The sequence below is a fragment of the Lactobacillus sp. wkB10 genome, from assembly GCF_000760615.1.
GTDB lineage: Bacteria > Bacillota > Bacilli > Lactobacillales > Lactobacillaceae > Lactobacillus > Lactobacillus huangpiensis.
Genome location: NZ_JRJB01000003.1, coordinates 180,171 through 194,480, shown reverse-complemented (window position 1 = coordinate 194,480; position 14,310 = coordinate 180,171). Strand labels below are relative to the sequence as shown.

General features: G+C 34.4%; 12 protein-coding genes. 4 read left to right on the top strand and 8 right to left on the bottom strand.

The features are described 5' to 3' along the window. The first annotated feature begins 16 nt into the window (after positions 1-16). A complete protein-coding gene (locus LACWKB10_RS03240; RefSeq protein WP_034978701.1) occupies positions 17-634 on the top strand; it encodes a TetR/AcrR family transcriptional regulator in 618 nt (205 codons plus the stop codon). Positions 635-693: 59 nt separating this feature from the next. Here the strand turns inward: LACWKB10_RS03240 and LACWKB10_RS03235 are convergent, their stop codons facing one another. The 6 genes from LACWKB10_RS03235 to LACWKB10_RS03210 all read right to left on the bottom strand — a co-directional run bounded on the left by LACWKB10_RS03235 (position 694) and on the right by LACWKB10_RS03210 (position 7,757). Further along, positions 694-1,917: an ABC transporter permease gene (locus LACWKB10_RS03235; protein WP_034978700.1), complete on the bottom strand. Its 1,224-nt coding sequence runs from the start codon at positions 1,915-1,917 to the stop codon at positions 694-696. Next, positions 1,910-2,806 (bottom strand): ABC transporter ATP-binding protein, encoded by an 897-nt coding sequence (locus LACWKB10_RS03230; protein ID WP_034978699.1) that lies wholly within the window; start codon positions 2,804-2,806, stop codon positions 1,910-1,912. Before LACWKB10_RS03230 ends, LACWKB10_RS03235 begins: the two co-directional genes overlap by 8 nt. A gap of 238 nt (positions 2,807-3,044) precedes the next feature. After that, on the bottom strand, positions 3,045-3,905 hold the full coding sequence (locus tag LACWKB10_RS03225; RefSeq protein WP_034978697.1) for a sce7725 family protein: 861 nt from the start codon (positions 3,903-3,905) through the stop codon (positions 3,045-3,047). 13 nt (positions 3,906-3,918) lie between these two features. Continuing rightward, entirely contained in the window at positions 3,919-4,764 is an 846-nt protein-coding gene (locus tag LACWKB10_RS03220) for a sce7726 family protein (protein WP_034978695.1), read from the bottom strand. A gap of 187 nt (positions 4,765-4,951) precedes the next feature. Beyond that, complete coding sequence (locus LACWKB10_RS03215; RefSeq protein WP_034978693.1) at positions 4,952-5,620, bottom strand: NAD(P)H-binding protein; 669 nt, start codon at positions 5,618-5,620, stop codon at positions 4,952-4,954. A gap of 160 nt (positions 5,621-5,780) precedes the next feature. Then, a complete protein-coding gene (locus tag LACWKB10_RS03210; protein WP_034978691.1) occupies positions 5,781-7,757 on the bottom strand; it encodes a PTS glucose transporter subunit IIABC in 1,977 nt (658 codons plus the stop codon). A 207-nt stretch (positions 7,758-7,964) separates the two neighbouring features. Here LACWKB10_RS03210 and treR point away from each other — a divergent pair, with 207 nt between their 5' ends. Both treR and treC read left to right on the top strand, forming a co-directional pair. After that, complete coding sequence (gene treR / locus LACWKB10_RS03205; protein WP_034978689.1) at positions 7,965-8,696, top strand: trehalose operon repressor; 732 nt, start codon at positions 7,965-7,967, stop codon at positions 8,694-8,696. Further along, entirely contained in the window at positions 8,693-10,345 is a 1,653-nt protein-coding gene (gene treC, locus LACWKB10_RS03200; protein ID WP_034978687.1) for an alpha,alpha-phosphotrehalase, read from the top strand. The genes treR and treC overlap by 4 nt, the downstream gene beginning before the upstream one ends. Positions 10,346-10,399: 54 nt before the next feature. Here treC and LACWKB10_RS03195 read toward each other — a convergent pair whose 3' ends face one another. Further along, positions 10,400-11,293, bottom strand: a complete 894-nt coding sequence (locus tag LACWKB10_RS03195; protein ID WP_034978685.1) for a LysR family transcriptional regulator — start codon at positions 11,291-11,293, stop codon at positions 10,400-10,402. 119 nt (positions 11,294-11,412) lie between these two features. Here LACWKB10_RS03195 and LACWKB10_RS03190 point away from each other — a divergent pair, with 119 nt between their 5' ends. After that, a complete protein-coding gene (locus LACWKB10_RS03190) occupies positions 11,413-13,218 on the top strand; it encodes an FAD-dependent oxidoreductase (protein WP_034978683.1) in 1,806 nt (601 codons plus the stop codon). A gap of 252 nt (positions 13,219-13,470) precedes the next feature. On the opposite strand, the gene LACWKB10_RS03185 is transcribed toward LACWKB10_RS03190, so the two are convergent. Further along, complete coding sequence (locus tag LACWKB10_RS03185; protein WP_034978681.1) at positions 13,471-14,112, bottom strand: hypothetical protein; 642 nt, start codon at positions 14,110-14,112, stop codon at positions 13,471-13,473. Positions 14,113-14,310 lie beyond the last annotated feature (198 nt).

Below are 14,310 nucleotides of genomic sequence, written 5' to 3'. Positions count from 1 at the left end.
GAAAAAGGTGATATTTTTGGTCCAAGTTATTTCCGCATATGAAAAAGAACTAAACAATGAAAAAATTCCAGCCGGGAAAAAGAAGGTATTGTTAGCAGCACTTGATTTATTTTCAAATCAAGGCTTTCATGCTACTACCACCTCTAAAATCGCAAAAGCGGCTGGAGTGAGCGAAGCCACAATTTACAAATATTTCCAATCAAAAGATGATTTGCTTAAAAAACTGCTCAGTCCCTTATTTATTGAATTACAGCAAGACTTTATTGGCAGTCTTTCCCAATATCAAACTTTGGACGCATTGGTCACTTTTATTGTCAAAGACCGACTTGAATTTATTAAAGCCAACTTTGATTTTATCAAGCTGCTTTTACAAGAAATACTTACTGACCCCAAATTACTGCAATATTTTAAAGATCTAATCAGTAAGGAAACTGATTTTATTAATGTGTTCAACAGTTGGAAACAAAAATTTTCTGAAATTGACTCGAGCTTAACCCCAATTGAAATAATTAGAATAATCATTGGGCCTATAGGTACCTATGCTTTACAAACTGATCTCTTTAATTACCAAGGAGACACTAATACCGATTACGGTTTGATTAAAAAACAAATTATAGCTGGACTAACCAATTAAGAGCAGTTTGGTTTCACATAAAAAGACCAGGATTTTTTCATCCTAGTCTTTTTTATTACTTATGCTTTACTATATGCCAACCCTCGTTTCAGTCTCTTCCAAAAACTGGTATCTTCTGTTTGTAAAATTACGCCTTGATAGATTTTACTAATGTATATTGTCAAGCCAATAATACTTACTATTAAAATCGCCAGCGACAGAATAACTTCCACATTACCCACATGGCCATTAATTATACGAATCGGCATCATGAATGAGGAAAAGAAAGGTACGTAAGATAATACTTGTGGCAGAATTTGTTCTGGGCTAGTAATAAACGCAAATGACAGGAAAAATGCAATGAGGGAAAGCATTGTAGTACCTTGAGCAGCTTTTGAAGAATCTTCCGGCTTAGCTACTAAAGCTCCTGAAAAGGCTGCTAATATCGTATAAATAATTACACCAAGAATCAGAAAAATGAGATTGACATTTAACAAATTGCCCAAAATTTTATTTATTACTGCTTGATTGTTATGCATAAAAGAAGCCGTAATTTTTGCATGCAATGCCCAACGGTAAGTTGCCCAGCCGCCAACAATATAAATGATGAGCTGAGTAAAAATTACGCCGAAAATACCCAAAATTTTGCCTAAAAAATATTTTGCAGCAGTTGTACTGGAAAAAATGATTTCCATAATCTTCGTGCCCTTTTCAGAGGCTATTTCTTGAGCTGTAATACTACTGTAGGACATCAAAACCATGTAAACGACCATAATCACAATAATTAAAGACACCATTTTAACCAGTTTATCTCCCTGATGATTTTTCTGGAGTACTTCGCGATATTTTGGCTGCTGCTGTAGGGCTTTAAATTGACGTGGCGCCAATTGCGCTTGCTGCAAATTAAGCTGACTCTGCAAGACTTGTAAATAGCTTTTTACTTTGGGTTTCAATTCATCATCAATAGGTGACGCTCCATGATAAATGGCCTTAACCTGGTTTTTTTGCGTTTCAAATACCAAGTAGCCATCAATCTTTTCTTTTTTGACAGCCTTTTTAGCAGATTCAGCGGTTTTAATTTTAGAATCAACATATTTATCATTATTTTTAATAAAGTTTTGGCGAACTTGCTCATTGGAACTGATAACTGCAATCTGACTGTCTGAATCAGAACTAGCACCGATAGCTCCTCCTAAAGCACCACATCCAATTATAAAAAATGGTCCCAAAATCAAAAGCAGAAAAGACCAAGATTTAACTTGATGCCAATAAGTTTGCAGCGTTACGGTCCATAATTTATTCATGTTGTTCACCAGCTTCCATTCTAAATATTTCGTCAAGCGTTGGTGGTTGTTGCCGGAACTCTTCAACATATTCGCCATTTGTCAATGCGTCAAAAACTTCCGGACCACTGTTTTCATCGTCAATTCGCAAAAGGTATTGACCATGCGCTTTCTTTTCCACTTTTTTAACGTGAGGGAGCTGCTGCAATTCTGCAAGCGACTTAGTAGTTTTGCAGTAAATTTCTGTTTTACCAAATGAGTCACGAACAGCGTCAACTGTACCACTTAAAACAACTTGTCCCTTTTTCAACATGATCAAACTATCGCAGATTTCTTCAACGTTTGACATATCGTGACTGGAAAAGATAATTGCTGCATTATTCTTTTTAGCATCTAAAACTGCGTTTTTAAGCAAATCTGCATTTACCGGATCCAAACCACTAAAGGGCTCATCCAAAATAATTAACTTGGGCTGATGAATTAAAGTACAAATTAACTGCACTTTCTGCTGATTACCCTTCGAAAGTGTTTTTATTTTGTCACTTTTCTTACCCTGCACATCAAAGCGTTTCAGCCAGTCATCAATTTGCGGTTTTATTTCTTTTGCAGGGCGGCTTTTTAGCTCCGCCAAATAAACAATTTGCTGCTCAATAGTCATTTTGGGTAGTAAACTGCGTTCTTCCGGCAAATAGCCTATCGTATCAAAAGTTTTTTCAGTAATGGGCTGATCTTCCCAGGAAATTTTTCCGTCGTAATGAAGAAAATTTAAAATACTGTGAAAAGTGGTGGTTTTTCCTGCACCATTTTGACCAATCAAACCCATAATTTCACCAGGCTGAATGGTAAAGTTGACATCTTTAAGAGCCTGAAAATCACCAAAGCGCTTACTTAAATGTTCTACTTTTAGCATAGCTCCCTCCTTTATTCTAATAATAACATAAGTTGATTTTACTATATGCATTCATGTAAAAGCAATACTTTTTTAATTTAATCAGACTTAAAGCAACAATATTTACACTACTACTTTCATTCATTTTTTATTGGGTTTTAGTCCAAAGTAAAAGGCTAATAAATTATGTTAGCGAAGCATTAATTTATTAGCCTTTTAAAGTTTATGATCAAATATTTTTAGTGGAAGTTTGTTATACTTATAAATAATTTTCTATGATTTCCAAATGATGCATTATCGAATACTGTTTAAGTTTTCCTAAACTTACTTTTTTATTAAGTCTTTTTACAATTTCATCTGCTCCAGTTGAATGATTCTTAGCAGGTTGATTTTTATACCAATTACAAAAATCAGTTATAGCAACTTGAATTTTTTTATACAACATACTCGTACCACTGCCTAGTTTTGAAGTAAAGTGGTGTACTCGAATATTATCTTCTTTGTCTAAATAAACTATATGAATAGATACTTCTTTAGCTTGCCCACCACTTCGTTGAAATTTATTACCAACAATTGAATAATCTCCAAATCCCTTAGCATGTATTTTTTTATATATTTTGTTATCACTTGAAAAAAATTCATCAGTTTGGTTTAAATAATTTGTATTCGTAGGTTGTTTATGAAATTTATCTTCAAATAAAATAATTCTTCTTTTTTGTTGAAAATGTTGACTTTTTGAAGTTGCAATATCAAAATTATAATGACTTAATTTATTAACACTATTTTGGGAAAGATTTGTAATCAAAAAAACTATATCCGTAGATGAATTAATATTTTTTAACTTTGCACCATTATTTATGATTCTTCCTTCCATAAGATAGTGACTTTTTTTTATTCCTGTGGGTATTCGTCCTTTAAAAAATCCTACTTGTGGATTTTGAATAATTATAAAATTTTTTTGATTTTTATCAAGTAAAGTTATTAGATCATTCAGCCTTTTTACGTCTTCATTTACTGGCTCGATTATCGGAATAACCTTATTGTCAATTTTACCGTTTAAAACTAATTCTTTTATGGCAAGCAATTCAAATTCTCGGCCACGAAAATAAGGATAGTACATATTTTTTCCCTTTCTATAATTTATTCATTAGACAAGATTTAAAGTTATTAATTTTCTTTTCTGAATAATTTGAAAAATATATAACTTCTCTAAGAGCTGGAGGAAAATCTAATATTAAGGAGTTTTTTTCTTTGTATTTTTTAAAATATCTCATTTTTAAAGTAGCAGGTAGTTGCTCTTGAATTATTTCCATAGGTATTCGTTTGAACCATTCTAAACAGACATCATAATAATAAAAAAGATCTACTCGGGGCAATTCTCCATAGTATTTTGTTAAAATATCTTCATATTCTTTTTTTCTCAATATCTGAAAAATAGTCGTGTAATTTAAAAGATTATTTTTTTCTCGTGATTCTCGAATTTTTTCAATAGTATTTCTTTTAGTTAAAACATACAAACCCACCTCTCTATAAGGTAAAAAATTTTTTACTTTTAAAAGATGTTTTTCATCCATAATTACATTCACATATGTGAAGGCTTTATAGTAATCAGTCAATTGACCACGAAGCCTTTGTAAATTATCTAATCCAGTTTTTATCTCAAATACTTGTATTTTTTTGTTGATTAACAGAAAATCAGCAATTGAAAGCCCAACACTTAGTTCTCTTAATGCACCAGTAGTATTTAAGCTGTGTCTACCAATCAATATTTTATTCAATAGCTGATTTTTATAAAAATATTCATTGCGGTACTTTTTGTTCATATAATTATATATATTTATAAAAGCATCTTTCTGTGTCAAATCGCCATATGATATTTTATATTTTTCTAGAACCGCTTTATTAATTTCACTAGTCCCATAGTTTAAAATATTATCTAAATTTCTCTTAGTAAAAACTCGATTAATTAAAGATTCCATAGCATATCCCCTAAATTATATTGTACTTTTATTAATGGTATTTTAAAACTATATTTTTGTGATATTGAGCATTTAATATATCTTCTAATTTTAATTTCGAAATAAAAAGCCTAAGTATAATGAATATTGTTAATCAATAATCCAAATAATTTCATACTTTATTTAATCAATTGTTATTTTATTCAAATTATTTTACAACTTGTGCAATGGGTATAGTTCCATTGGCAATATCAAATTCCTTTTGGTGTAATTTTCCCGTTAAAATAATGTCAGCAATCGTTTGGGCCACATCTTGACGAGTAATTGTCATATCTGCAATAGAATCAGTAAAATGACTTGCTACTTTAATTTTCCCTGTTGCCTTTTGATTAGTCAGTGCAACTGGTCGTAAAATTGTGTAGTCCAGTGAGCTGTGTAACAACCATTGATCAGCATAATATTTTGCCGCATAGTAATAATTTTGTGGTCCTGCTGCTGGTGCATTATCCGACCAAAAACTGCGATCGTCAGATTTAATCGCACTAACCATGATAAAACGCTGAATGTCAGTTTCTTTTGCAGCGTTAATTGCTTTGACTGCACCGTCAAGATCAATCATCATTGTTGCATCAGCACCTGTTTTGCCACCTGAACCAGCCGCAAACACTACTGTATCGACCGTTTGCATCACTTTTGCCATTTCTTTTTGCGACCCTGCTAGATCAATAAAAGCAGTAGCAATTCCCTTTTCTTGATATGCTTTTTCCTGCTCATGGGAGCGCAAGCCTGCAATGACCTGGCAATTCGTACTTTCTTGTAGAATTTTTACCAATAATTGCCCAATCTGTCCGTGAGCACCAATTATCAGAACTTTCATTTTCAATCACTCCATCTACAATAATCTATTTTATTATAGTTTAACCGAGTATTTCAAAAATACATTATAAAAGGGCTCTTGACTAATCACTATTAGTTTTAGAACCCTTTTATATAATTCAATATTTTTTAAAAATTAATCTATTAAACAACCCCACATATTATAAATCAGCTAAATTCTTTTTCTTGGGTGCAGTCTTAGGACTATCAGCGTCATTCTCCTTATAACCAAAGAAGTAGGTCAAAGCAAAAGCAGCAATAATGGTAACAATAGAAGCAATCCAGAAGTTTAACAGGTTATTAGGATTGCCTTGTCCGGCTTTAGGAACAAAGGATGGAAAGCCAATCAAACTGCCAGTAAAGCCGTACATATCAACTTTAAGTAGTCCGTTTACCAATCCGCCAATGGCAGCACCAAGACTTGAAGTCATAAATACACGACCGTACTTTAAGTTAACACCATACATTGCCGGCTCAGTGATACCTACAGCTGCAGAAATAGCAGCACTTAAAGATAATCCCTTTAGATCAGGATTATGCTTGGTCTTAAACCAGACAGCAAGTGCACCAGCACCTTGTGCAATCATAGTTACTGAAACAATACCGTTTAAAATACTGTGTCCCGTTGCAGCAATATCATTCGCAATAATTGGAACTACTGCCCAGTGCAGTCCGAAGATAACCAGTATCTGGTAAAGACCACCGATGATTAAGCCGGAAAGTGCAGTGTTGACAGTTAACAGCCATTGCAATACTTTAGCAATTCCTGTAGAAATAAATGAAATTACGGGTCCTACGATAATTAAGACTGTCATCCCTACTAAAAAGATTTCTACTAGAGGAGTAAAAATTTGTCTTAGTGTGACTGGCATCCACTTCTTAATCCACGGTTCAATTTTAGCAGCCATCCAAGCCGCAAAAATCATTGGAAAAATCGAATAAGTATATTGCGGAATATGAATTGGAATACCAAAGAAATTGGCATTAATACCTACACCAGCTAGAAAGTAACTGAATTTACCGCTGGCATATATTTTTACTAAATCAGGGTAAATCAGAAAGCCGCCAATAATAGAAACAACCACTGGATTAGAGCCTAATCTTTGAGCAGCAGTAAATCCAACAATTAAAGGCAAGAAGTAAAACGATGCATCCCCCATCGCATTAATAATAGTGTAAGTTGGAGAAGCCGTAGACATGTGGCAAAAGTTAGTTAAAATGTTAAGAATACCTTTTAACATACCACTGGCGGCTAACAAACCAATTACAGGCATCATAGAGCCGGTAATTACGCCTATTAACTGGAAGAAGCCATTTTTAATCTTGCCACCAATAGATTGGTCAGCCTCTGGAACTGGAGCAGCTGGTGTAGTCTCCCCTTGTCCGGCATATTCAGGCCCGAGCAGCTTAATTAGTTCATCATAAACATCTTCTACTGTTTGACCAATAACTATTTGGTATTGGTTATTAGCACGGGTAACATCAATAACACCTTTAATATTATTAACTTCTTCATCATGCGGAATACTATTATCCTTCAAAGTAAATCGTAATCTGGTAAAGCAGTGCATAACGTTTTTAACATTGCCAGCACCACCAACTGCCTTAACAATTTCACGTGCTGTAGTCTGATATTTATTTTCATCTTTACTAGCTACAGGTGAAGTCTTGGTTTGCTTCAATGTGATAGTGGCAGCAGATTCACCAGCAGATTTGGTGCCAAGAGCAACATCGATACCAGCTAAAACATCAGCGGTATTAGTGATTGCCAAGATCACTGTATCGTCTTTTTGGGCATCTTTAATCTCTTGCAGATCCATTGTCCCCAATTGCTGGCCTGCTTTTACTTCTGATCCTGATGCTACTTGCCAGTCAAATGGTTTGCCATCAAGTTCAACGGTATCTATACCCAGGTGAATCATCAATTCCACACCCTCTGCTGTTTGCAAGCCGAGTGCGTGTTTAGTTTCAGCAACCATTACCACCTTACCCGTTACTGGTGAAACTATTTTCCCAGAACTAGGTTTAACAGCAAAGCCTTCACCTAATTTTTTCTGGGAAAAAACCGGATCATTAACATCACTGAGATTAATGACCTGACCAGCAACAGGTGCCAGTATTTTAATCGTACTACTCATATTTTAGCCTCCAGAAAATTACAACATAAAAGGTCGTCATATATATTGATAACGCTTTCCTTAAAATTATAGTTATTGTATAGACAGGTGTCAATAAATTGATTATTATGGTGTTGTAATAAATATTTTTTTATTTTTTATCGGTCTAGACAGGTTAAAAATAAATGTAAGGTGGTATGATTAATGTTAAAAGGTGGATAACTAATAATGAGAGCTAAATATTTACAAATAGCAGCGGATCTAACAAATAAAATAAAGCATAAGCAATATGTTGCCGGTGATTTTTTACCGAGTGAGCCTGCTCTGTCAGAGCTTTATAACGTTTCACGTGAAACGATTAGAAAAGCTTTAAACGAGCTCTTGGATGCCGGTATAATTCAAAAAATAAAAGGAAAGGGCTCAGTAGTTATTAACGCAGCTCGAATTGCCTTTCCGATTTCTAATATCGAATCTTTTGATGAACTGAACAAGCAAAAGCAAATGAATGCTGCAACTAAAATATTGGAATTAAAAGATGCACAGATGCCTTTTATAATCCGTAAGCATTTATCCTTAACAGAAACTGCCGCAACCTACGTAGCCCGTTTAAGATCAATCAATCATGAGCCAATAGTGGTTGACGAAGATTATATTTTAAAAAAATATGTACCTGACATATCACTTGAACAGGCTAAAAGTTCCTTATACCACTATTTTGAACATGATTTAGGACTTGAAATCGATTATGCAAGTAAAACTATTACCGTAGAACCGGCAAGTAAAGATGTAATGGAGCAGTTGCATCTTACCGATACTAACTTAGTGGTAGTAGTCCGTAGTTTAACTTATTTAAAGGATACTTCTTTTTTTCAGTACACTATTTCTCAACACCGACCTGATAAATTCAAATTTGTAGACTTCGCCCACAGAAAAGCTAAAAATGGAGGACTTATATTATGAGTTTGGCAGATAAAGTGATTTATCAAATTTATCCTAAATCTTTTTACGACAGTAATGGTGACGGCATTGGGGATTTAAGAGGAATTATCGCAAAAATACCCTACTTAAAAAAACTAAATATCGACATGATCTGGTTTAATCCCTTTTTTGTATCTCCACAAAATGATAGTGGCTATGACATTGCAAATTATTACGAAATTGATCCATTATTTGGCACAATGGCCGATTTTGAAGAATTAGTCACAAAGCTTGCTCAAAACCACATTGATGTGATGCTTGACATGGTTTTAAATCATTGTTCCACCGATCACATTTGGTTCAAAAAGGCGTTGGCCGGAGACGAATATTATCAAAAATTTTTCTACATCAGAGAACCCAAGCCAGATGGCAGCTTACCTAACAATTGGACATCTAAGTTTGGCGGACCAGCCTGGGCCCCATTTGGCAAGACCGGCAAGTATTACCTTCATTTATATGACAAAACTCAAGCTGATCTCGACTGGCATAATCCTGCAGTTAGAAAAGAATTATTTAAGGTTGTTAATTTTTGGCGTGACAAAGGAGTTAAAGGTTTTCGCTTTGACGTGATTAATGTTATTGGTAAAGACGAAAAACTCACTGATGCGCCTAAAAATACTGCCAGCAAATTAATGTATACAGACCAGCCGATAGTGCATCAATACCTAAAAGAATTAAATCAAAAAACGTTTGGTCAGGAGCCAGATGCGATTACTGTGGGAGAAATGTCCTCAACAACTGTTGCTAATTCTGTTGCTTATACTAAAAAAGGTAATCACGAATTATCAATGGTTTTCACATTTCATCACCTAAAAGTTGATTATCAAAATGGTCAGAAATGGACCAATATACCCTTTGACTTTTCCGCTTTAAAAAGTGCTCTTAATAAATGGCAGATTGGAATGAGTCAAGGTGGTGGCTGGAATGCTCTGTTTTGGAATAATCATGATCAGCCTTGGGCGCTGAGTCGTTTTGGCGATCCCATTCATTTTCGGGAAAAATCAGCTGAAATGCTGGCTACCGCAATGCACTTATTACGCGGTACCCCTTATATTTATCAGGGCGAAGAAATTGGCATGATCAATCCTAATTACCAAAAAATCACGGATTATGTCGATGTCGAAACACTCAATGCTTATGATGAACTTAAAAAGGAGGGCTTAAATGACGCCAAAGCTCTGGCAATTATTCAGGCAAAGTCTCGCGATAATAGCAGAACGCCAATGCATTGGGATAACACCGTTAACGCAGGCTTTACTACTGGAACTCCGTGGCTAAAGCCAAAAGATCAAGAACAAATTAACGTTGCGGCTGAACTTGATCATGGTGAAATTTTCCCATATTATCAAAAGCTGATTTACTTAAGAAAACATTATCCTATCATCGCTAAGGGAAGCTATGAACCCATTGACTTGAACCACCCACAAATTTTTGCTTATTGCAGACTTTACCAAGGACAAACCTTACTAGTAATTAACAATTTTTATGGTCAAAAAGTGACATACGGTTTACCCGCTTCTTATAAAGGGCAAAAAGCACAAACTCTAATTAGCAACTACGATAAAAATTTACAAGAGGTACCTGAAACTTTAGCTTTACAACCATATGAATCACTGGCTTTATTAATATAGCTTAATGCAAAAAGAAAGACTGACCTGTCAGCCTTTCTTTTTATATTTTCTGTACTAGTTAAAGTCAAAGTTAAATTCTTGAATAAACTTGATAAACTGGTAAACAATTCTTTTTTCATTATTTTTCTGCGTAATGGCTACTAAATCAACTTGCGGCTCCCAATCAAGAGGAACATAAACAGAATTTTCATTCAAATGAGGATAGAGGCAATACAGTCCGAAAGCAATGCCCTGCTCAGCTTTAATTAAAATATTAAGAGCAGATAGATCATTAACATATGTAATATGCATTTGATTATTTATATGCATTACTTTATTTTGTAAATTAATTAGATCCTCTGCTGCCCAATTGTTATCAAGAAAAAGCATTTTTTCATTTTGGAAATCCTCTAATTCAAGTTTATTCTTCTTACATAAAGGATTCTTTTCAGGAACAATTGCCTTAAATGCCTCAGTCTCAATATGATAACTTTTTATATTATTTAAATCTGCTGCATCCCGTCCCGTAGTGATAATAACATCTATTTCTCCCGATAAGACTTGTTGCTTTAATTCGTTGTGATTCAAACTAATAATTGAAAACTTAGCTTTGGGATACATTTGCTGAAAATTTTTAATCCAGATTGGAATATACAAGTCGTTAAAAGGCGTATATGAATAGCCTATTATTATTTTATAGTTATCAGCCAAATCTTTCTTTTGAATATCTTGTACAGCTGAATAATAGTTATTAATTATAGGCCTGATTTTTTTGTAAAAGGCTTTGCCATCTTGGGTAACATTTACATAACGTTTATTACGATTAAATAGTTTCACACCAATTTCATTTTCAATTGCCTTAATATCATGAGAAACCGTCGGTTGAGTCACATGAAGTGCTTTTGCTGTTCTAGTATAATTTCGAGTTTCAACTAAATTAATAAAAGTCTCTAATTTTTTTATATCCATTTTTCTTATAAATAATTTCTATTATTAATAACTGATATTGATTTCACTTATAAGTATAAATAAAATATACTAATTTCGAAAGCGATAACAATAAAATTAAATATTTTAGAGGTAAAACTATGAGTCAATATAGTGCAGAAGAAAAAGGTTTTCACGGCATAATTAAAGCTGTGATTGACGTTGATGAAAATAAAAACAAAATTAAGCAGGTTTGGGCTGAAAATGTTACGCCCAATACAGTAGGAGCAGCAGGAATTGCAACTTGGCTGAAAAAAGCCAATGAAGAAAATTCTGTTGAAGTTGACGCAATTTCAGGCGCTTCAATTTCAACTGGTGCTTTAAGAAAGGCTGCTATCAAGGCTGCTAATGAAGCAGGAATAAAGACAAAAACTAATGTAGATGCTGTATCAGGTGCCTCGCAACCTGATTCTCACACAAAAGAAAACGGTATTCCCGAGATTGCAAATTATCCGTTACTTAAAGAAACAGTTACCGATTATGATGTAGACGAATATGACGGTGAATATGATTTAATTGTCGTAGGCTCCGGTGGTGCCGGTCTAGCCGCTGCTGCTACGGCCGCAGAAAATCACGCTTCTGTGATGGTAATTGAAAAACAAGGCATCGCTGGTGGTACAACTAACTATTCCGGAGGTGTCATTCAAGCAGCGGGTACGAAATTACAAAAAGAATCTACTAAATATCAAAACGATACCCCTGAAAATCATGAGCAGGAATATTTAAAAGCAGGTGAAGGTCGTGTTTACCAAGATTTAGTACATGATTTTACCCAAAATTCTCCGAAAAATATTGAGTGGCTGGCCAATATGGGCATTAAATGGACGAATGTCTACGGACACACTGAGATTCCTTATGCTAAAGATCATTTTGCGGATCGGATTCATGTTTATGAAAATGGCGGTGCCAGTGGCAACGGTATTATTTTAACCCAACATCTCCTCAAATATGCTTTAAAACAAGGAGCAGAAATTACTTATAATACTGCTGTAATAGGATTAATTACGGCTGGAGATGGTACCGAGCGCAAGGTTATTGGTGTTGTTAGTGAAGGAAAAGACCATCAGCTTAAATATTTAAAAGCACGCCGTGGAGTCATTCTGGCCACAGCCTCGATTGATCAAAATGTAGCATTAGCTAAGGACTTGAGTCCTCAACATTATGAAGATGTTAAAGCTCATCATTGCTGGTCTGTCTTAACAGATCAAGGTAACGGCATTGTGATGGGCATGGCAATTGGCGCAGCCGTTACCGGCTTTGGCGGAACAATTGATTTTGATGCCAGAACTGGCAATGGTACTGATGACCGTGTTCCTACAATCCCTTCAATTTTTGTTAATGGCAATGGCTTAAGATTTGTTAACGAAGATGCAACTTATGCTTATGAATTCCGGGCAATTTTCAACCAGGAAAAGCAACTAGACAAACCAACTTATCAGATTTTTGGTGCAGATTCTATTAATGAAAAAACTAGTCCATGGAACCCAGAATCATTAGAGAGCGATGTCAAAAGCGGTTTGGTAGTTAAAGCAGATTCACTCGAAGAATTAGCAGACAAAATTAATGTTCCTAAAGCAAACCTTGTTAACAGCGTTAATACTTGGAATAAAAATGCCTCTAATGGCGCGGATCCAGAATACAATAGAACAAATGGTGTAAGACCATTTTCCGAACCTTACTACGCATACCGCAACACTCCAGGCAATTTAGGCGCTTTAGGTGGACTAAAGATTAATAAGAAATGCAACGTACTTGATGTTTACAATCAACCTATTACGGGTTTGTACGCAGCAGGACTCAATGCCGGTGGCTGGCTTGGCTCATACTATCCTGGTTCTGGTACAGCCATCGGTGGCATCGTTCATCAAGGCAGACGTGCAGCAAAGTCAGTATTAGGGTTAGAATAGCTACACAAATATAAAACTAGTTTTACTTTAATATTAGGGGTGAGCCAAAATTAAGATAATATATTAAATTCTAACTGAGTATTGCATCTTTAAAAATTAACAAATAAAAAAGCTCTATTTATTGGAATAGAGCTTTTTGTATGATTCCAGTGGAATCGCTATACTATTTATACATTTATATTTTAGCATAAGCTAATTAAACACGCTCTAGATCCACAAGGCTAAATTTTAGCCTTATTTACAATCAGACATCTAAAAACTACCGATTAAAAGAGTAGGAATATTAGCAAAAACTTCGTTATCAATCCATTGCTTCAATTGAGTGATTGATTCTTGAGCCAATTTTTTATCTGAACCCTTTAATTTATTAGCCAATTTTTCGGCAGTGACTAGCTTCTTTGCTATTTTCTCTTTAGGAGTATTAGTGATCATTTCTACTTCGGTTTTTATTAATGGTTTAAGCGCTTTTCTCAGACCATTTACGTTGTATGTCCCGGTTAAAAAGTTAGTCCAAAACTTATATTTGCCATTTTGCGACACAATATGAACTAAGGAACCATTTTCTATTGATATAGCGCGATCTATTCTGAATAACATGTTTTTAGCAAAAACTTTTTTAGCATACTTCAAACTATATTTTTTAAGTAAACCATTCTTTCTTTGATACAATCCGCCATCAGCAGTAGCTACATTTTTAGCTAACTTGAAAACATAGCCTGCCTTGGCTAATTTGTTAGACCATGTTTTATCAGACACATCCTGATTATTGACTACAGTGTTTGTATCGCTTACGTCAGCTGCCTTAACAGGCATATAATTATTGCTTGTTGCACTATATATCAAGCTTGCGCCAAAAACAGCTACAATTGCTGCTATACTAAGTGATTTTTTCATTTTTATTCAACCTACTTTGATTTGATACTAATAATATTTTCCCATTTCATTATTAATTTAACTGTATTCACATATTAAAATAATAATTTAATATTGAGATTATATATCTTTAATTAACTGCATTCAATAAAAAGATAAAAATATGTTTAAAAAGCAAAAAAGGACAAGCGGTATATAGCCACTTGTCCTTTTAAACTG